At 71.0% G+C, this 18,134-nt stretch carries 20 protein-coding genes; 17 read left to right on the top strand and 3 right to left on the bottom strand.

Going from position 1 to position 18,134, the window contains the following annotated elements:
- Nucleotides 1–23: 23 nt before the first annotated feature.
- From BLR91_RS12510 to BLR91_RS12495, 5 genes are read left to right on the top strand one after another with little or no spacing between them, the layout of a single operon-like run.
- Entirely contained in the window at nt 24–1,250 is a 1,227-nt protein-coding gene (locus BLR91_RS12510) for an acetylornithine transaminase (RefSeq protein WP_089881398.1), read from the top strand.
- Nucleotides 1,251–1,288: 38 nt separating this feature from the next.
- Entirely contained in the window at nt 1,289–2,227 is a 939-nt protein-coding gene (argF, locus tag BLR91_RS12505) for an ornithine carbamoyltransferase (protein ID WP_089874958.1), read from the top strand.
- Nucleotides 2,224–3,693: an argininosuccinate lyase gene (gene argH / locus BLR91_RS12500; protein WP_089874961.1), complete on the top strand. Its 1,470-nt coding sequence runs from the start codon at nt 2,224–2,226 to the stop codon at nt 3,691–3,693. The genes argF and argH overlap by 4 nt, the downstream gene beginning before the upstream one ends.
- Nucleotides 3,693–3,815: a hypothetical protein gene (locus BLR91_RS20420; protein WP_018190175.1), complete on the top strand. Its 123-nt coding sequence runs from the start codon at nt 3,693–3,695 to the stop codon at nt 3,813–3,815. Before argH ends, BLR91_RS20420 begins: the two co-directional genes overlap by 1 nt.
- Before the next feature lies 1 nt (nt 3,816).
- Entirely contained in the window at nt 3,817–4,446 is a 630-nt protein-coding gene (locus tag BLR91_RS12495) for a DNA-3-methyladenine glycosylase (protein ID WP_089874963.1), read from the top strand.
- 22 nt (nt 4,447–4,468) lie between these two features.
- On the opposite strand, the gene BLR91_RS12490 is transcribed toward BLR91_RS12495, so the two are convergent.
- Nucleotides 4,469–5,074, bottom strand: a complete 606-nt coding sequence (locus BLR91_RS12490; RefSeq protein ID WP_089874965.1) for a hypothetical protein — start codon at nt 5,072–5,074, stop codon at nt 4,469–4,471.
- Nucleotides 5,071–5,739 carry a DNA-binding protein gene (locus BLR91_RS12485; RefSeq protein ID WP_231918902.1) on the bottom strand — a complete coding sequence of 223 codons (669 nt, stop codon included), beginning with the start codon at nt 5,737–5,739 and terminating at the stop codon, nt 5,071–5,073. Before BLR91_RS12485 ends, BLR91_RS12490 begins: the two co-directional genes overlap by 4 nt.
- A gap of 218 nt (nt 5,740–5,957) precedes the next feature.
- On the opposite strand from BLR91_RS12485, the gene tyrS reads away from it, so the two are divergent.
- From tyrS to xerD, 8 genes are all read left to right on the top strand, one after another.
- The gene (gene tyrS / locus BLR91_RS12480) at nt 5,958–7,196 is read left to right on the top strand and encodes a tyrosine--tRNA ligase (protein ID WP_442911222.1); all 1,239 of its coding nucleotides are present in this window, start codon (nt 5,958–5,960) and stop codon (nt 7,194–7,196) included.
- 22 nt (nt 7,197–7,218) lie between these two features.
- Nucleotides 7,219–7,380, top strand: a complete 162-nt coding sequence (locus tag BLR91_RS20180) for a hypothetical protein (protein ID WP_172823213.1) — start codon at nt 7,219–7,221, stop codon at nt 7,378–7,380.
- Entirely contained in the window at nt 7,367–8,167 is an 801-nt protein-coding gene (locus BLR91_RS12475) for a TlyA family RNA methyltransferase (RefSeq protein WP_089874968.1), read from the top strand. Before BLR91_RS20180 ends, BLR91_RS12475 begins: the two co-directional genes overlap by 14 nt.
- A gap of 99 nt (nt 8,168–8,266) precedes the next feature.
- Nucleotides 8,267–9,184, top strand: coding sequence for an NAD kinase (locus tag BLR91_RS12470; RefSeq protein WP_018190182.1), 918 nt, complete (start codon nt 8,267–8,269; stop codon nt 9,182–9,184).
- On the top strand, nt 9,177–10,919 hold the full coding sequence (recN, locus tag BLR91_RS12465; protein ID WP_018190183.1) for a DNA repair protein RecN: 1,743 nt from the start codon (nt 9,177–9,179) through the stop codon (nt 10,917–10,919). The genes BLR91_RS12470 and recN overlap by 8 nt, the downstream gene beginning before the upstream one ends.
- 40 nt (nt 10,920–10,959) lie before the next feature.
- The gene (locus tag BLR91_RS12460) at nt 10,960–12,687 is read left to right on the top strand and encodes a CTP synthase (protein ID WP_081626597.1); all 1,728 of its coding nucleotides are present in this window, start codon (nt 10,960–10,962) and stop codon (nt 12,685–12,687) included.
- A complete protein-coding gene (locus BLR91_RS12455; RefSeq protein ID WP_089874970.1) occupies nt 12,687–13,334 on the top strand; it encodes an NUDIX domain-containing protein in 648 nt (215 codons plus the stop codon). Before BLR91_RS12460 ends, BLR91_RS12455 begins: the two co-directional genes overlap by 1 nt.
- Nucleotides 13,331–14,236, top strand: a complete 906-nt coding sequence (gene xerD / locus BLR91_RS12450) for a site-specific tyrosine recombinase XerD (protein WP_089874971.1) — start codon at nt 13,331–13,333, stop codon at nt 14,234–14,236. The genes BLR91_RS12455 and xerD overlap by 4 nt, the downstream gene beginning before the upstream one ends.
- Nucleotides 14,237–14,337: 101 nt before the next feature.
- Here xerD and BLR91_RS12445 read toward each other — a convergent pair whose 3' ends face one another.
- Nucleotides 14,338–14,856, bottom strand: a complete 519-nt coding sequence (locus BLR91_RS12445) for a GNAT family N-acetyltransferase (RefSeq protein ID WP_231919000.1) — start codon at nt 14,854–14,856, stop codon at nt 14,338–14,340.
- Between the two features lie 115 nt (nt 14,857–14,971).
- On the opposite strand from BLR91_RS12445, the gene BLR91_RS12440 reads away from it, so the two are divergent.
- The 4 genes from BLR91_RS12440 to BLR91_RS12425 are packed head-to-tail and all read left to right on the top strand — an operon-like array spanning nt 14,972 to nt 18,076.
- On the top strand, nt 14,972–15,871 hold the full coding sequence (locus BLR91_RS12440) for a ParA family protein (protein ID WP_018190188.1): 900 nt from the start codon (nt 14,972–14,974) through the stop codon (nt 15,869–15,871).
- A complete protein-coding gene (locus BLR91_RS12435) occupies nt 15,855–16,706 on the top strand; it encodes a segregation and condensation protein A (RefSeq protein WP_089874975.1) in 852 nt (283 codons plus the stop codon). Before BLR91_RS12440 ends, BLR91_RS12435 begins: the two co-directional genes overlap by 17 nt.
- Entirely contained in the window at nt 16,696–17,334 is a 639-nt protein-coding gene (gene scpB, locus BLR91_RS12430; protein WP_089874976.1) for an SMC-Scp complex subunit ScpB, read from the top strand. The genes BLR91_RS12435 and scpB overlap by 11 nt, the downstream gene beginning before the upstream one ends.
- Nucleotides 17,324–18,076, top strand: a complete 753-nt coding sequence (locus tag BLR91_RS12425; RefSeq protein ID WP_089874978.1) for a pseudouridine synthase — start codon at nt 17,324–17,326, stop codon at nt 18,074–18,076. The genes scpB and BLR91_RS12425 overlap by 11 nt, the downstream gene beginning before the upstream one ends.
- Nucleotides 18,077–18,134 lie beyond the last annotated feature (58 nt).

Below are 18,134 nucleotides of genomic sequence, written 5' to 3'. Positions count from 1 at the left end.
AGGACCAGGAATGGAACAGGACCATGACGGAAGAGCCCGAGAGCCCGGCGCCCGGAGCGCAGTGGCGCGACGGTGCTTGGCGCACACCGTTCGGCGAGACGATCATGCGCACGCTGGCGACGCCCAAGGTGATGCTCTCGCACGGCCAGGGCTGCCGGGTGTGGGACGTCGACGGTAACGAGTACCTCGACTTCCTCGCCGGGATCGCGGTCAACTCGCTCGGGCACGCGCATCCGGTGCTGGTGGATGCGGTCAGCCGTCAGGTCGCGACGCTCGCGCACGTCTCCAACTACTTCTCGACCGCTCCGCAGCTGGAGCTCGCCGGCCGTCTGCGCACCATCACGGGCGCCGGCGACCGCGGGCGAGTGCTGTTCGGCAACTCGGGCGCTGAGGCCAACGAGGCCGCGTTCAAGCTCGCCCGCTTGAACCGCGGCCCGCACGGGCGGAAGACGCGAGTGCTGGCTCTCAACAACGCGTTCCACGGCCGCACCATGGGGTCGCTCGCGCTCACCGGCAAGCCGCCGATGCGGGAGGCGTTCGAGCCGCTGCCCGGGGGAGTGCAGCACATCGACTCCACGATCGCGGCGCTCGAAGCGGCCATCGACGATCACGTGGCCGCGCTCTTCGTCGAGCCGATCAAGGGGGAGGCCGGGGTCCTCGACCTGCCGGCGGGCTTCCTGAAGCGGGCGCGCGAGCTCACGGAGCAGCACGGAGCGCTGCTGATCATCGACGAGATCCAGACCGGGGTCGGCCGCACCGGCGCCTGGTTCGCGTACCAGCACGAGGGCATCCTTCCCGATGCCGTCACCGTCGCGAAGGGCATGGCCGGCGGTGTGCCGATCGGCGCCCTGGTGACGGTCGGCTGGGCGTCCGACCTGTTCACCCAGGGTCAGCACGGATCGACGTTCGGCGGCAACCCGCTCGCGACTGCGGCGGCCAACGCCGTGCTCGCCGAGATCGAGCGCTCCGACCTGGTCGGCAACGCCGCCCGGCGCGGGGAGGAGCTGAAGGAGATCATCCGGTCGCTCGAGTCGCCTCTGATCGGGGATGTGCGCGGCCACGGGCTGCTCATCGGCATCGGCCTCACGGACGGCGAGGCGCACCGCCTCTCCGACGCCGCGCTCGCCAACGGTCTCATCATCAACGCCCCCAACGAGTCCAGCATCCGCCTGGCTCCGCCGCTCATCGTCGGCGACGCCGAGCTCGCGGAGTTCCGCGACCGCTTCGCTCGGGCTCTCGCCACCCTGTAACTCCGCGCCGACCACCCCCGACCCACGAAAGGGCCAGCATGACCCGGCACTTCCTCCGCGACGACGACCTCACGCCCGCCGAGCAGGCGGAGATCCTGGACCTCGCAGCCGCGTTGAAGCGCGACCGCTTCTCGGCGAAGCCGCTCGCCGGCCCGCAGACCGTCGCGGTGATCTTCGACAAGACGTCGACGCGCACCCGCGTCTCGTTCTCCGTCGGCATCGCCGATCTGGGAGGCAGCCCGCTGATCATCCAGAGCGGCGAGAGCCAGCTCGGCGGCAAGGAGTCGCTGGCCGACACCGCCCGCGTGCTGGAGCGCATGGTCGCCGCGATCGTCTGGCGCACCTACGCGCAGGCGGGACTGGAGGAGATGGCCGAGGGGACGCGCGTCCCGGTCATCAACGCGCTGTCGGACGACTTCCACCCGTGCCAGATCCTCGCCGACCTGCTCACCGTGCGCGAGCACAAGGGCCGTACGGCCGGGCTCACCATGAGCTACTTCGGCGACGGAGCGAACAACATGGCGCACTCGTACCTGGTGGGCGGGACGACCGCGGGCATGCACGTGCGTATCGCGGCGCCGGCGGAGTACGCGCCCGCCGAGGCGATCGTCGCGGATGCGCGCGCCATCGCCGAGCGCACGGGCGGCTCGGTGACGGTGCTGACCGATCCGGCCGAGGCCGCCGCCGGTGCGGACGTCATGGTCACCGACACGTGGGTGTCGATGGGCAAAGAGGACGAGAAGGCGGAGCGCGTCGCCGTCTTCGGCGACTACACGGTCGACGAGCGGCTGATGGGGCTTGCCGCTCCGGACGCCGTCTTCCTGCACTGCCTGCCCGCCTACCGCGGCTACGAGGTGAGCGCGGAGGTGCTCGACGGCCCGCAGTCCGTCATCTGGGACGAGGCGGAGAACCGCCTGCACGCGCAGAAGGCGCTGCTCGCCTGGCTGCTCGCGAAGAACGAGGAGACCGCAGCATGACCGACACGGGCGAAACAGGCGAGACCGGCGGAGTCGGCCGCACCGGCGAGGGGTCCCTCTGGGGCGGCCGCTTCGCCGGCGGTCCATCGCCCGAGCTGGCGGCGCTGAGCAAGTCGACCCACTTCGACTGGCAGCTCGCCGCGTACGACATCGCCGGGTCCCGGGCGCACGCCCGCGCGCTCGCCGCGGCGGGGTACCTCACGCCCGAGGAGCTCGACGGGATGCTGGCCGCTCTCGACAAGCTCGATCGCGATGTCGCGTCCGGCGCCTTCGTCGCGGCCGAGACCGACGAGGATGTGCACGGAGCCCTCGAACGCGGACTGATCGAGCGGGCGGGGGCGGAGATCGGCGGCAAGCTGCGCGCCGGCCGCAGCCGCAACGACCAGATCGCCACGCTCGTCCGGATGTACCTGCGTGACCACGCCGGCGTCATCGCCGAGCAGCTCATCGCTCTGATCGACGCCATCGCCTCCCAGGCGGACGCGCATCCCGCCGCCATCCTGCCGGGGCGTACGCACCTCCAGCACGCCCAGCCGGTGCTGCTCGCGCACCACCTGCTCGCGCACTGCTGGCCGCTGGTGCGCGACCTGGAGCGTCTGGCCGACTGGGACCGCCGGGCCGACGTCTCTCCGTACGGCTCCGGCGCCCTCGCCGGTTCGACCCTCGGACTCGACCCCCTGCTCGTCGCGCGCGAGCTGGGCTTCGCCCGCAGCTCCGAGAACTCGATCGACGGCACGGCGGCACGGGATGTGGTGGCCGAGTTCGCGTTCGTCGCCGCCCAGATCGGTGTCGACCTGTCGCGGTTCGCCGAGGAGATCATCCTCTGGAACACGCGCGAGTTCGGGTTCGTCACCCTCGATGACGGCTACTCGACGGGCTCGTCGATCATGCCGCAGAAGAAGAACCCGGATATCGCCGAGCTCGCGCGCGGCAAGGCCGGTCGCCTCATCGGCAACGCCACGGGTCTCCTCACCACCCTCAAGGGACTGCCGCTCGCGTACAACCGCGACCTGCAGGAGGACAAGGAGCCGGTGTTCGACTCGGTGCGGACGCTCGAGACGGTGCTTCCCGCCTTCACCGGCATGGTCGCCACGCTGCGCTTCCACACGGACCGCATGGCGGAGCTGGCACCGCAGGGCTTCTCGCTCGCGACCGACGTGGCCGAGTGGCTCGTCAAGCAGCACGTTCCGTTCCGCACCGCCCACGAACTGAGCGGCAGCCTGGTGCGCTTCGCCGAGGAGAACGGGCTGGAGTTGCACGAGGTGGACGACGAGCAACTGGCGGCGATCTCACCCCTGCTGACGCCCGAGGTCCGCTCCGTGCTCTCGGTGGAGGGATCGGTGGCGAGCCGCGACGGCGTCGGCGGCACCGCGCCCGACCGTGTCGCCGAGCAGCTGGCGGCTCTCACCGACCATGTGAGGAAGGCCGCGCTGGCCCTCCGCGCATCCAGAAGGGACCTGGTCTGATGGCGCGTTTCGAACCGGAGCGGAAGCGACCCTGGATCATCCCGGCCGTCGTGGTGCTCGCCGTCGCGGTCATCGTGATCGGGCTGGTCGTCGCCGTCGCCGCGGGCGGCCGGATCTTCTGACGTGACGCTGTACCGGCCCGAGCGCGACGTCTTCCTGGCGTCGTCGCTCGAGGTCGCGCCGCAGCTGCTCGGCGCCGTTCTGCGGCACGAGACGCCGGAGGGGACGGTCGGGCTGCGGATCACCGAGGTGGAGGCGTACATCGGCGACGGCCTCGACCCCGGGTCGCACGCCTTCCGCGGCCGCACCCGCCGCAACGCCGTCATGTACGGGCCGCCCGGCCATCTGTACGCCTACTTCACGTACGGGATGCATGTGTGCGCCAACGTCGTGTGCTCGCCCGAGGGCGAGGCGACCGCCGTGCTGCTGCGCGCGGCGGAGGTGATCGAGGGGGAGGACCTCGCCGAGCTGCGGCGCGTCGGGGGCAGCGGCCGCCGCATCCCGCACCGCGACCTCGCGCGGGGACCGGCACGACTCGTCGTCGCCGCCGGGATGAGCCTCGCCGACGACGGCGCCGACCTCTTCGGCCCGCCGTTCGAGCTGCTGCTGCCGACGGAGCAGGCGGAGTACTCGACCGGACCGAGGACGGGAGTCTCCGGGGCGGGCGGCGGACTCGCGTACCCGTGGCGCTACTGGCTGACGGGCGACCCCACCGTTTCGCTGTACAAGCGGCATCCCAAGTCCGACGACTGACGGGATGCCGTGGCGGCGCGGTTCAGCCGGCCACGATCCGGAAGACGGCCGCGCAGACGCACGCCCAGATGATGCTGGTCAGGGTGCCGATGATGAAGCGCTCGCGCGCCTCGGCCTCCTCGAGTTCCGTGAACCGGCCGACGCCCTTGATGGCGACCAGGACGGCCAGCCCCTCGGGGAAGCCGGCCATGATCGTCCCGGCCGCGGCCAGCCGCTCCAGAAGGCCGATGGTGGTGCCGCCTCGGAGTACCTCGCGGGTGGTCGTGCCGCCTTCCGGCGTCACCGCTCGCACCAGGATGCCGCCGTGGGCGCTCGGCTCGGTCGTGCTGCGTGTGGCCAGCGCGAGGACCAGTTGCGAGACGGGCCAGCCGCCGAGCACCGCCAGGGCGAGGGTGGCTGCACCGATCAGCAGTCTGAGCACGAAGGGCGCGTGCTGCGCCGGGATGAGGACGATCACCAGGGAAGCGGCCAGCAATGCGGTCGCGCAGTAGACCAGCGGGCGACGCGGTGTCCGCAACGTGGCCACGATGCAGCCGAGTGAGGCGAGCAGCAGGAGGAGGGCGAGCACCCAGAGCGCGTGCGGCGCCACCTGGTTCAGCAGCACTGGCACCGGCGGCCACGTGGTCATGCGTCCTCCTCGGCTGTCCGCCGATCGGCCTGGGCCGCGTCGGCACGTGCCAACAGCCTAGTCAGCGCCGGGATGGCCGCCAGTTCTGCACGGAGCGCCCCGGCCCGCGCACGATCGCTGGCCGACTGCGGGGTGATGCCGAGCCGGGCGCCCGCCTCGGCCTGGGTGAGTCCGGACGAGACGAGGTCGTAGAGCTCCCAGCCGGCGGCGGTGCGCCCCTCGCGGAGGGTCAGCAGCAGGGTGAGCAGCGCCTCCGCATCTGCTGCGGGCTCCTCGGCGGCGACCGCCTCGACGGCGAATCGGGCGGGGGCGCGTTTTGCGCGGGTGACCGCCGCGCGCGCCGCGATGAACGCATCCCCGGTGGCCTCCCGGGTGTTGTCCGGCAGGGGGAGGCGCACGTCGCCCAGCCCGAGCCCCACGCTCCAGGCCCCGTCGCGGGTGAGATCGAGGACGAGGTCGAGTGCCGTCGCCGGATCCGCCGTCAGCGTCTGCAGCTCGTCTCCGGCGTTGCGGTCCGGTGGCAGGGCGAGGCGCTCGCCGTAGCGCTCATGGATGGTGTCGAGCGTCGGGGCGACGATGTCGGCGCGCCGTCGGCTGTCGACCTGGTCGGCGGTGATCACGAACATCCGGGCCTCCTTCATCAGGGCCGTGGGCCTGATGAGCATGATATCAGGTCTCTCAGCCTGATGACCAGCACATCAGGTCTGCTGCCCTGATCGAGGGACGCCCGCCCCGCTGCATCCGCCGGGACACCCGCTGATAACCTGAACGCGTGTCAGAAACCGCCCTCTCCCGCGATCCGAGCAGCAGCGCAGACAGCGTCCGCGCGCACGGGCTCGCCGCACAGGCCAACGACGCGTCCTTCGACGACGTCTGGGACGAGCTGAAGTGGCGCGGACTCATCCACGTGTCGACGGATGAGACCGCCCTCAAGGAGCTCCTGGCCGGCGGCCCGATCACGTACTACTGCGGCTTCGACCCGACCGCGCCGAGCCTCCACCTCGGCAACCTGGTGCAGCTGCTCACCATGCGGCGCCTCCAGCTCGCCGGCCACCGGCCGCTCGGGCTGGTCGGCGGTTCCACCGGGCTGATCGGCGATCCCCGGCCGACGGCCGAGCGCACCCTCAACACCAAGGAGACCGTCGCGGAGTGGGTCGGCTACCTGCAGGCGCAGGTCACCCGCTTCCTCTCCGACGAGGGCGACAACGCCGTCCGGCTGGTGAACAACCTCGACTGGACGGCGCCGATGTCGGCGATCGACTTCCTGCGCGAGATCGGCAAGCACTTCCGGGTCGGCACCATGCTCAAGAAGGATGCGGTGGCCGCGCGCCTCAACTCCGACGAGGGCATCTCGTACACCGAGTTCAGCTACCAGATCCTGCAGGGGATGGACTTCCTCGAGCTCTACCGCCAGTACGGCTGCGTGCTGCAGACCGGCGGAAGCGACCAGTGGGGCAACCTGACCAGCGGCACCGAGCTCATCCGCAAGGTCGAGGGCGCGCACGTTCACGCCATCGGGACGCCTCTGATCACCAACAGCGACGGCACCAAGTTCGGCAAGAGCGAGGGAAACGCCGTCTGGCTCGATCCGACGCTGACGACGCCGTACGCGATGTACCAGTTCTGGCTGAACACAGACGACGCCGACGTGATCGACCGGCTCAAGATCTTCACCTTCCTGTCCAGGGCCGAGATCGAGGAGCTGGCGCAGAAGGTGGCCGACGAGCCGTTCAAGCGCGAGGCGCAGCGACGGCTGGCGTTCGAGGTCACCTCGCTCGTGCACGGCGTCGCGGCGACCGAGGCGGCCATCGCGGCCTCCCAGGCGCTCTTCGGCCAGGGCGAACTGGCCGACCTGGACGCGGCGACGCTCGAGGCCGCCCTCCGCGAACTCCCCAACACGACCACCACCGCGCCGTCGACGACGGTCGCGCAGGCGCTCGTCGACACGGGGCTGACGTCGAGCCTCGGCGAGGCGCGGCGCGCGGTCGCCCAGGGCGGCGTCTCCGTCAACAACGCAAAGGTCGAGGACGCGGAGCAGCCCATCGGCTCCTCGGTGCTGCCCGGGGACATGGTGGTGCTGCGACGCGGAAAGAAGACCCTCGCGGGTGTCTTCGTCGCGTGAGGCGCTGACGTACGGTTGAGCCATGTCCGATGAACCGCAGGGATCGGTCGGCGAGGGCGGCCTCGTCGACCGGCTGGATGTGATCGAGGAGCAGCCGCTGGCCGCACGGGCCGACGCCTACGCGAACCTCCACGAGCAGCTCCGTCGCACCCTGGAAGGCGACGACGACCATGGCCGGAGCTGAGCGGCGGCTCGACGTCGCCCTGGCCGAGCGCGGCCTCGCCCGCTCTCGGTCGCACGCGGCCGCTCTGATCGCGGAGGGGCTGGTCACCGTCGACGGGCAGCCGGTGGTCCGCGCGGCGGCGAAGGTCGGCGACGGGCAGGAACTGCGGATCGCCGGAGCCGACCACTACGTCAGCCGCGGCGCTCACAAGCTCATCGCCGCCCTCGACGGCTTCGGAGTGGACCCGGCGGGCCGGATCGCTCTCGACGCCGGCGCATCCACCGGGGGCTTCACGCAGGTGCTGCTGGAACGCGGCGCCGCCCGCGTGATCGCCGTCGACGTGGGGCACGGCCAGCTGTCGCCCGCGCTGGCGGGGGAGGAGCGCCTCGAATCGTACGAGGGCGTCAACGTCCGCTCCCTCTCGCCCGAGGTGCTCGCCGGTCTGACCGGCGACGACGTGCGCCCGGACCTCGTGGTGGCCGACCTGTCGTTCATCTCGCTCACGCAGGTGCTTCCCGCACTGGTGGCCGCGGCCGTCCGCGGCGCCGACTTCCTCCTGCTCATCAAGCCGCAGTTCGAGGTCGGACGGCAGGGCATCCGCGAGGGCGTGGTCCGGGATGCGGGCCTCCGGGCCGACGCGGTGTCCGACGTGCTGTGGGCGGCTCACGACGTCGGCCTCGGAACGGCGGGCCTCATCCCGTCGCCGATCGCCGGAGGGCACGGTAACCGCGAGTTCCTGGTCTGGTTGCGCTCGGGCGCGCCGGACCCGTCCGGACTGCGCGACGAGGTCGTGCGACTTTCGCGCTAGGTGAACGTTCTCCACAAACCTGGCCGCGTGGCCTCGCCCTGCGCGTGAAAACAGACAGAATGGGAGAACGGCTTTTCGACAGGAGGGAACGTGACACTGATGGGTGCAGCGACGCGGTACATCCTCGTCGTCGCGCACACCGGTCGTCAGGACTCCCTCGAGGCGGGTGTCCGGGTGTCCCGGCAGCTGCTCGACGCGGGCGTCGTCCCGGTGCTGAGCGCCGATGAGCGACGAGATCTGCTGGAGGCCGATCCGTCGCTCGACGCGGTGGCGGTGCTCGGCGACGACGTGGCCCCGAGCGAACTGGAGCTCGTCATCGTCCTGGGCGGCGACGGCACCATCCTGCGTGCGGCCGAACTGGTGCGCGGCTGCTCGGCCCCGCTCCTCGGCGTGAACCTCGGCCATGTCGGGTTCCTCGCCGAGAGCGAGCGCGACGACCTCGAGACCGCGGTCGCCCGCGGGCTGGAGAAGGACTACGAGGTCGAGGAGCGCATGACGCTGTCGGCCCGGGTGAAGGTCGGCCGTGAGGTCGTCTACGAGAGCTGGGCTCTCAACGAGGCCACGGTCGAGAAGGCCAGCCGCGAGCGGATGCTCGAAGTCGTGATCGAGGTCGACGGCCGCCCGATGTCGAGCTTCGGCTGCGACGGCGTCGTCATGTCGACGCCGACCGGCTCGACGGCGTACTCGTTCTCCGCGGGCGGCCCGGTGGTCTGGCCCGGCGTCGCCGCGCTGCTGCTCGTGCCGCTGAGCGCACACGCCCTGTTCTCCCGGCCTCTGGTGGTGGATGCGGACTCCTCCCTCGCGGTCGAGCTGCTCGACCGTGCGGGCGGCGCCGGCATCCTCTGGTGCGACGGCCGCCGTCCGTTCGACCTCCCGCCGGGGGCGCGTGTCGTCGTGCGGCGCTCGCCCATCCCGGTGCGGCTGGCTCGGCTCCACCCTGGGCCCTTCACCGACCGTCTTGTGCACAAGTTCGACCTCCCCGTGACGGGTTGGAGGGGGCCGGTCGGTCGTGACTGACGCACGCGGAGGCATCGAGGAGATCTCGATCAAAGACCTGGGCGTCATCGCAGACGCCTCCCTCCCGCTCGGCGCGGGATTCACGGCCATCACCGGCGAGACCGGCGCGGGCAAGACCATGGTGGTCTCGGCGCTCGGCCTGCTGCTTGGGGAGCGTGCCGACACCGGCGCTGTCCGCCTCGGCAGTCCGCAGGCCTGGGTGGAGGGCCGTTGGCGCGTGCCGTCGTCGGGCGAGGTCGTCGCACGTGTTCGCGACGCCGGCGGCGACGTCGACCCCATCGACACCGCGGAGGCGGAGCTCGTGCTGAGCCGTTCCGTCTCGGCCGAGGGCCGCTCGAGGGCCGTCGTCGGCGGGCGCAGCGCGCCCGTCTCGGTGCTGACCGAGCTCGGCGAGCAGCTCGTGGTCGTCCACGGGCAGTCCGATCAGATCCGGCTGCGCTCGGCGATCGCCCAGCGGGCCGCCCTCGACCGGTTCGCCGGTCCGCAGTTCGCGGAGCAGCTGGCCACCTACGAGCAGGTCTTCCACCGCTGGCGCGACAACCGCGCCGAACTCGACGAGTTGATCGCCGATCAAGACCGCCGCGCGCGTGAGGCGGAGGACCTGCGGGTCGCGATGGCCGAGATCGAGTCCGTCGCACCGCAGCCGGGAGAGGACGACGAGCTGGCCGAACGCGCCGAGCGCCTCACCAACCTGGAGGACCTCCGGCTCGCCGCGGGCGCCGCCCGGGAGTTGCTGAGCGCCGAGGAGTCCGAGGGCACGGACGCCCTAGGCCTGCTCGACAACGCACGCCGCCAGCTGGAGCGCGTCGCACCCCACGACAGCGCCCTCCAGCCGCTCGCCGAGTCGGTCGCGGAAGCGAACTACCTGATCTCCGACATCGCGGCGCAGCTGTCGACCTACCTCGCGGCGCTCGACGCCGACGGGGCCAACGAGCTGGAGGTGGTGCAGGAGCGCCGCTCGGAGCTCGCGATCCTGATCCGCAAGTACGGCCCGACCCTCGACGACGTCATCCGCACGCTCGAGACGGGCAGCCTGCGCCTGCTGGAGCTCGACGGCGACGCCGACCGCATCGGAGAGCTGACGCAGGAGGTCGAGGCGGATGCCGCGCTGGTCGCCGAGCTCGCCGCCGGCCTGAGCGCCGAGCGCACGGCCGCCGCCGCACGCCTGTCCGAAGCGGTCACGGAGGAGCTCTCCGCGCTGGCCATGCCCGACGCGCGCATCGTCGTCGAGGTGACGCAGCGCGACGACGCAGACCCGCAGGCCTACACCGCGAGCGGCCGCGACCAGGTCGCCATCCTGCTTCAGCCGCATCCCGGCGCCGAGCCCCGCCCGCTCGGCAAGGGAGCCTCGGGCGGCGAGCTGTCGCGCGTGATGCTGGCGATCGAGGTCGTCATCGCGGGCAGCGACCCGGTGCCCACCTTCATCTTCGACGAGGTCGACGCCGGCGTCGGCGGCGCCTCCGCCATCGAGATCGGCCGCCGCCTCGCGCGGCTCGCCGAGACCGCGCAGGTCATCGTCGTCACGCACCTGGCCCAGGTGGCCGCGTTCGCCACCAACCACCTGACCGTGGTCAAGGGGAGCGACGGCGCCGTGACGGAGTCGTCCGTCCGCCGCCTCGACGGCGACGAGCGCATCGCCGAGATGGCCCGCCTGCTCTCCGGCCTCCCGGATTCCGAGAGCGGCCTCGCCCACGCCCGCGAGCTGGTCGACATGGCGTCCGCCGCGCGGCGCTGACGGTCAGCCGGAGTCCCGGCGGGTGATAGGCTATAAGCCCGTGGTGGATTATTCAGACGCGGGCACATCGAACGGCACTACCAAGCACATCTTCGTGACAGGTGGTGTCGTTTCTTCGTTGGGGAAGGGCCTCACGGCAGCCTCCCTCGGCAACCTTCTGACGGCCCGCGGTCTCCGCGTGGTCATGCAGAAGCTCGACCCCTATCTCAACGTTGACCCGGGGACGATGAACCCGTTCCAGCACGGTGAGGTCTTCGTCACCGACGACGGTGCGGAGACCGACCTGGACATCGGGCACTACGAGCGCTTCCTCGACATCAACCTCGGGCAGTCGGCCAACGTCACCACCGGGCAGATCTACTCCAACGTCATCGCGAAGGAGCGCCGCGGCGAGTACCTCGGCGACACCGTCCAGGTCATCCCGCACATCACCGACGAGATCAAGCGCCGGATGCGGCTGCAGGCGCAGCCCGGACCGGACGGAGAGCCTGCGCCAGACGTCATCATCACCGAGATCGGCGGCACCGTCGGCGACATCGAGTCGCAGCCGTTCATCGAGTCGGCCCGCCAGGTGCGTCACGAGCTCGGCCGCAAGAACTGCTTCTTCGTGCACGTCTCGCTCGTCCCGTTCATGAACGCGTCCGGCGAGCAGAAGACCAAGCCGACGCAGCACTCGGTCGCCGCCCTCCGCTCCATCGGCATCCAGCCGGACGCGCTCGTCCTGCGCAGCGACCGCCCGGTGTCGGACAGCAACAAGCGCAAGATCGCGCTGATGTGCGACGTGGATGAGCAGGCCGTCGTGAACGCCGTCGACGTGCCGAGCATCTACGACATCCCGACCATGCTGCACGAGCAGGGCCTCGACGCGTACATCATCGACCAGCTCGGCCTCGACAAGGCCGCCGACGTCGACTGGGACGGCTGGGCGCGCCTGCTGGAGTCGGTCCACGACCCCAAGCACGAGGTCACCATCGGCCTGGTCGGCAAGTACATCGACCTGCCCGACGCCTACCTCTCGGTCACCGAGGCCCTGCGGGCCGGCGGGTTCGCCCACCGCACCAAGGTGAAGCTGAAGTGGATCGCCTCCGACGAGTGCCAGACGCCCGAGGGCGCCGCGGCGCAGCTGTCGGACGTCGACGCCATCTGCGTGCCCGGCGGCTTCGGCGTTCGCGGCATCGAGGGCAAGGTCGGCGCTCTCCGGTTCGCGCGCGAGAACGGCATCCCCGCGCTCGGCCTGTGCCTGGGCCTCCAGTGCATGGTCATCGAGTATGCCCGGCACGAGGCCGGTCTCGGCGGCGCGTCGTCGTCGGAGTTCGACCCGGACACCGAGTTCCCCGTGATCGCCACCATGGCCGAGCAGGTGGACATCATCGCCGGCGGCGACCTCGGCGGCACCATGCGTCTGGGCCTGTACCCGGCGAACCTCGCCGAGGGCTCCCTGGTCTCCGAGCTGTACGGCTCGAACGAGGCGTCGGAGCGTCACCGCCACCGTTACGAGGTGAACAACAACTACCGCGAGCAGATCGCCGACGCGGGCCTCTGGTTCTCCGGCACGTCGCCGGACGGCCACCTGGTCGAGTACGTCGAGCTGCCGCGCGACGTCCACCCGTTCTACGTCGGCACGCAGGCCCACCCCGAGCTCCGCTCGCGCCCGAACCGCGCGCACCCGCTCTTCGCCGGGCTCGTCGGCGCCGCCCTCGACCGTCAGAAGGCCAGCCTCCTGTTCGAGGTCGCCGAGGCGGACGCCGAGATGGTCGCCGAAGCCTGATGACGGAGAACGTCGAGACCGCCGCAGCCGAGCTGAACGACCAGCCCTTCCGCCCGGAGATCGTCTCGTCCGAGACGGTTTTCGAGGGTGCGATCTGGAACGTCCGCCGTGACGTCTTCCGGTACAACGGCGACGAGATCACCCGCGAGTACATCGATCACACCGGCGCCGTCGGCATCCTCGCGCTCGACGACGACGGCCGCGTGCTGCTGATCCGCCAGTACCGGCACCCGGTCCGTCACCGCGACTGGGAGATCCCGGCCGGGCTGCTCGACATGTCGGGCGAGAGCCCCCTGGAGGCCGCGAAGCGCGAGCTGGGTGAGGAGGCCGACCTCCAGGCCGACGAGTGGAACGTGCTCGCCGACGTGTTCACGAGCCCCGGCGGCAACGACGAGGCGATCCGGATCTACCTGGCCCGTGGCATCCACTCGACCGGCTCCGCGTTCGCCCGCGAGGCCGAGGAAGCCGACATCGAGGTGCGCTGGGTGCCCCTCGACGAGGCGGTGGAGGCGGTGCTGCAGCGCCGCGTCCACAACGCTCCGCTGATCATCGCCCTGCTCGCCGCCCGCACCGCGCGCGACGGCGGATGGACCACGCTCGGCTCGGCGGACGAGCCCTGGCCGAGCCACCCCAAGCTCGCGAGATGACCGTCGCGGCCGATGTCGACGCCTTCCTGAGGCATGTCGCCATCGAGCGCGGCCTCTCGGCGAACACCGTGGCCGCCTACCGCCGCGACCTGGCCGTCTACGCCTCCTGGCTGGAGGAGCAGGGCATCCGGGATGTGTCGGTCGTGTCCCCGGCGACCCTCTCGGAGTTCGCCCTGCATCTCGGGACGCGGGAGGAGTCGCCGCTGACGGCGTCCTCCCTCGCCCGGATGCTGTCCACGGTCCGCGGGTTCCACCGGTTCCTGCTCGAGGAGGGGCGCGTGCAGGCCGACGCGGCCCGCGACCTGCGCCCGCCCAAGCTGCCGAGCCGCCTGCCGAAGGCGATCACCGTCGACCAGGTGGCGGCGCTGCTCGCCGCGACGGACGGCGACGACGTGGCCGCGCTCCGCGACAAGGCGCTCCTCGAGCTGATGTACGCCACAGGCGCCCGGGTCAGCGAGGCCGTCGACCTGAACGTCGACGACGTGATCGACACGGATGTCGTCAGGCTGACCGGTAAGGGCAGCAAGCAGCGCATCGTGCCGCTGGGCGGTTACGCCCAGGCCGCTCTCTCCGCCTACCTGGTGCGTGCCCGGCCGGTGCTGTCCGCGAAGGGACGCGCCACTCCCGCGCTGTTCCTCGGGATGCGCGGGGCGCGGCTGTCGCGGCAGAACGTGTGGCTGATCATCCGGGCGGCTGCGGAGCGGGCGAAGCTCGACCTGGAGATCTCGCCCCACACGCTGCGGCACTCGTTCGCCACGCACCTGCTGGCCGGGGGAGCGGACGTCCGGGTCGTGCAAGAACTGCTCGGCCACTCCTCGGTCGCGACGACGCAGATCTACACGCTGGTGACCGCGGACACCCTCCGCGACGTCTACACCGCCTCCCATCCCCGCGCCCGCTGAACCCTGCGAGCCGCCCTCCGTCCCGCAGTCGGGAGTCGCGAGATTTGGCGCAAATAGCGGTTTTGGCGCTGCGATAACCGCGATTTGGCGCAAATCTTCGCCTACGGAGCCGTGCGATGCCGGCGGCGCGGGGCCCGGCAGCGCAGCCACACGAACACGGAGCGTGCGTCCCCGCCGGCGCGGCGCGTCCCGGCGAAGCCGAGCTTCGCGAGCACACCGAACGAGGGCGCGTTCCACGTCGCCACCGTCGCCCACAGGGTCGGGAACCCCGCGTCGAACGCCGCGTCCGCGACGGCAGCCGCGGCCTCGGTCGCGTAGCCGTGCCCGACATGGCCCCGCAGCAGCTCGTAGGCGATCTCCGGCTGGGATGCGCTGGCCCGCCCGACCACGAGCCCGCAGTACCCGACCGCCTCACCCGTCGAGGCGAGCTCGATCGCATACAGGCCGAAGCCGGATTCCTTGAACCGCCGGTGCTGCGCATCCAGGCGCTCCCGCTCGTCCTCCACCGAGCCCGGAGCCCGGCCGAGGGGATGCTCGGCGAGCAGTGCGAGGTTCCACTCGGCATCGCGCCCATCGCGCGGGCGCAGACGCAGGCGCGGGGTCTCGAGGGCGGACGGCATCGGCTGCACGCCGCCAGCGTACCGAACCGCCGGGCGCGCGCCCCGCAAGCGGGGCACGGCGCGGATAGACTGTCCCCTTGAAAGACCGGCCACGAGAGGGACGAGGAACACCCAGGTGACGCGCAACGACGAGGTCGAGACCGAGCTGCCGGGCATGGATGTCGCATCCATCGCCACGAAGCCCGGACCCACCGGCCGTCCGCAGCGTGCGTTTCCGGTGCCCGCTCCGCTGAAGCAGCACGGTCCGGCGAAGATCATCGCCCTCTGCAACCAGAAGGGCGGCGTCGGCAAGACGACGACCAGCATCAACCTCGGCGCTTCCCTCGCCGAGTACGGCCGTCGCGTCCTCGCGGTCGACTTCGACCCGCAGGGTGCGCTGTCCGCCGGCCTCGGCGCCCACACGCACGACGCGACGACCATCTACGACCTGCTGCTGAACCGCAACGCGGACGTGCAGGGAGCGATCCAGACGACGTCGACGCCCGGGCTCGACATCATCCCCGCCAACATCGACCTTTCCGCGGCCGAGGTGCACCTCGTCAACGAGGTCGCCCGCGAGCAGATCCTCGCCGGCGTACTGCGCAAGGTCGCCAACGACTACGACGTGATCCTGGTCGACTGCCAGCCGTCGCTCGGCATCCTGACCGTCAACGCGCTCACCGCCAGCCACGGCGTGCTCATTCCGCTCGAGTGCGAGTACTTCGCCCTCCGCGGCGTCGCCCTGCTCATCGAGACGATCGACAAGGTGCGCGAGCGGCTGAACCCCGCGATCGAGCTGGACGGCATCCTCGCCACCATGTACGACTCGCGCACGCTGCACTCGCGCGAGGTGCTGGAGCGCGTCGTCGATGCCTTCGGCGACCGCGTGCTCGAGACGGTCATCTCGCGCACGGTGAAGTTCCCGGACGCGTCGGTCGCGGCCACCCCGATCACGCAGTTCGCGCCCGAGCACCAGGCGGCGGAGGCGTACCGCCAGCTGGCGCGGGAACTGGTGTTCCGTGGCGCCGTCGCCTGATACGAGCGAACCGGGGACGACCGAACCGGCGGCGACCCTTCCCGCCGAGGAGTCGTCCGGTTTCCGTGTCTCCCTCGGCGACTTCGAGGGCCCGTTCGACCTGCTGCTCTCGCTGATCACCAAGCACGAGCTCGACATCACGGAGATCTCGCTGAGCCGGGTGACGGACGAGTTCATCGCCTACCTCCGCCAGCTCGACACCGACGAGAGCCTCGACGAGGCCAGCGAGTTCCTGCTGGTCGCGGCGACCCTGCTCGACCTGAAGGTGGCCGGTCTGCTGCCCCAGGGCGAGCTGGTGGATGCGGAGGACGTCGCCCTGCTCGAGGCCCGCGACCTCCTCTTCGCGCGGCTACTGCAGTACCGCGCTTTCAAAGAGGCGTCCGCATGGTTCGCGCAGCGGTTGGAGGCCGAGGGCGCCCGTCATGCCCGGCTGGTGCGTCTGGAGGACAAGTTCCGCCAGCGCACGCCTGAGCTCGTCTGGACGCTCAGCCTCGACGACTTCGCGGCCCTCGCTACCCTGGCTATGACGCCGCGCGAGGTCCCCGTCGTCGGGCTCGACCACCTGCACGCGCCGCTCGTCAGCATCCGTGAGCAGGCCGCCGTGGTCGTCGGGATGCTGCGCCACGGCGAGCCGATGAGCTTCCGGCAGCTGGTGGCCGGCGCCGAGCAGAAGGGCGTCGTCGTCGCACGCTTCCTTGCCGTGCTCGAGCTGTACCGGCGGGCGGCGATCGCCTTCGAGCAGCTGGAGCCACTCGGCGAGCTCACGCTGAGGTGGACCGCCGAGCACTGGTCAGAAGAGAACCTGTCGAATCTGGGAGCCGACTATGACGGTTGAGAACACGGACGTCGCGGACGCGACCGAGACGACCGAGGTGACCGACACCACGGAAGTGCCCGCGCCGGTCGAGGACGCGCAGATCGAGCGCGCCCTCGAGGCGATCCTGATGGTCGCGGACGAGCCGATGAGTGTGGTCACGCTGGCTACGGCCGTCGGAGCGCCGGTGAAGCGTGTCCGGGCGGCGCTCGCCACGATCGTCGCCGACTTCGACGGCGAGGGCGGCGATGTCCGCCGCGGCTTCGAGCTGCGCGAGGTGGGCGGGGGATGGCGCATCTACGTCCGCGAGGAGTTCGACCACGTCGTGGCCGACTACGTGCTGCAGCAGAACCCGACCAAGCTCTCGCAGGCGGCACTGGAGACCCTTGCGGTGATCGCGTACAAGCAGCCGATCAGCCGCGGCGCCATCGCATCCATTCGAGCCGTCAACGTGGACTCCGTGGTGCGGACGCTGCTGGGCCGTGGCCTGATCACCGAGCTGTTCACCGACAGCGAGACCGGCGCGATCAACTACGGCACCACCGATCTGCTGCTCAGCCAGCTGGGCATCAACTCGATCGACGAGCTGCCCAAGATCTCTCCGTTGCTCGCGGATGGCGCGGACGGGTTCGAGGGCGATGTCCGCTGAGTCGATGCAGGGCGAGCGCCTGCAGAAAGTGATGGCGGCCGCCGGTGTGGCCTCGCGCCGGGTGTCGGAGGACATGATCGTGGCGGGCCGCGTGACGGTCAACGGGAAGGTTGTCCGCGAACTCGGAACGCGAGTCGACCCGGAGGTGGATCAGGTGGCGGTGGACGGCACGGCCGTCCAGCTCGACACCTCCCGCCGCTACGTGATGCTCAACAAGCCGGTGGGCGTTGTGAGTTCGATGCGCGACGAGCAGGGCCGGCCCGACCTGTCGCGTTTCACGGCGGACTACCCGGAGCGGCTGTTCAACGTCGGCCGGCTGGATGCGGAGACCTCCGGGCTGCTCATCCTCACCAACGACGGCGAGCTGGCGCACGTGCTCGCGCATCCGTCGTTCGGGGTGACGAAGACCTACATCGCTCGCGTGCGCGGCGTCGTCACACCGCAGACCATCGGACGGCTGACGAAGGGCGTCGAGCTGGAGGACGGACCGATCGCCGCCGACAAAGCCAAACTGCTGCAGTCGAACCCGCGCGGCGACGACTCGCTCGTCGAGATCACCCTGCACTCGGGCCGCAACCGGATCGTCCGGCGGATGCTCGCGGAGGTCGGGCACCCGGTCGTCGAGCTCGTTCGCCGGCAGTTCGGCCCGCTGCACCTCGGCACGCTGAAGTCCGGCCAGCTGCGCGACCTCACGAAGGCGGAACTCGGTCGGCTGCTCACCATCTCGCGCGAGAACCGCTGAGCGCTCTCCGGCTCATCGCGGCAGCCTCGGCGCGAACGGAGGAGGTTCGGCGCGTGCG

It is taken from the genome of Leifsonia sp. 466MF (assembly GCF_900100265.1).
In the GTDB taxonomy this organism is placed as follows: Bacteria; Actinomycetota; Actinomycetes; order Actinomycetales; family Microbacteriaceae; genus Leifsonia.
This window is presented reverse-complemented; position numbering and strand designations above follow the sequence as displayed.

Bases quoted from the DNA above. Each gene is read 5' to 3' on its own strand.
- BLR91_RS12510 (WP_089881398.1), top strand. From the start codon at position 24: ATGACGGAAGAGCCCGAGAGCCCGGCGCCCGGAGCGCAGTGGCGCGAC.
- argF (WP_089874958.1), top strand. From the start codon at position 1,289: ATGACCCGGCACTTCCTCCGCGACGACGACCTCACGCCCGCCGAGCAG.
- argH (WP_089874961.1), top strand. From the start codon at position 2,224: ATGACCGACACGGGCGAAACAGGCGAGACCGGCGGAGTCGGCCGCACC.
- BLR91_RS20420 (WP_018190175.1), top strand. From the start codon at position 3,693: ATGGCGCGTTTCGAACCGGAGCGGAAGCGACCCTGGATCATCCCGGCC.
- BLR91_RS12490 (WP_089874965.1), bottom strand. From the start codon at position 5,074: ATGACCACGTGGCCGCCGGTGCCAGTGCTGCTGAACCAGGTGGCGCCG.
- BLR91_RS12485 (WP_231918902.1), bottom strand. From the start codon at position 5,739: ATGCTCATCAGGCCCACGGCCCTGATGAAGGAGGCCCGGATGTTCGTG.
- BLR91_RS20180 (WP_172823213.1), top strand. From the start codon at position 7,219: ATGTCCGATGAACCGCAGGGATCGGTCGGCGAGGGCGGCCTCGTCGAC.
- BLR91_RS12475 (WP_089874968.1), top strand. From the start codon at position 7,367: ATGGCCGGAGCTGAGCGGCGGCTCGACGTCGCCCTGGCCGAGCGCGGC.
- BLR91_RS12470 (WP_018190182.1), top strand. From the start codon at position 8,267: ATGGGTGCAGCGACGCGGTACATCCTCGTCGTCGCGCACACCGGTCGT.
- BLR91_RS12455 (WP_089874970.1), top strand. From the start codon at position 12,687: ATGACGGAGAACGTCGAGACCGCCGCAGCCGAGCTGAACGACCAGCCC.
- xerD (WP_089874971.1), top strand. From the start codon at position 13,331: ATGACCGTCGCGGCCGATGTCGACGCCTTCCTGAGGCATGTCGCCATC.
- BLR91_RS12445 (WP_231919000.1), bottom strand. From the start codon at position 14,856: ATGCCGTCCGCCCTCGAGACCCCGCGCCTGCGTCTGCGCCCGCGCGAT.
- scpB (WP_089874976.1), top strand. From the start codon at position 16,696: ATGACGGTTGAGAACACGGACGTCGCGGACGCGACCGAGACGACCGAG.
- BLR91_RS12425 (WP_089874978.1), top strand. From the start codon at position 17,324: ATGTCCGCTGAGTCGATGCAGGGCGAGCGCCTGCAGAAAGTGATGGCG.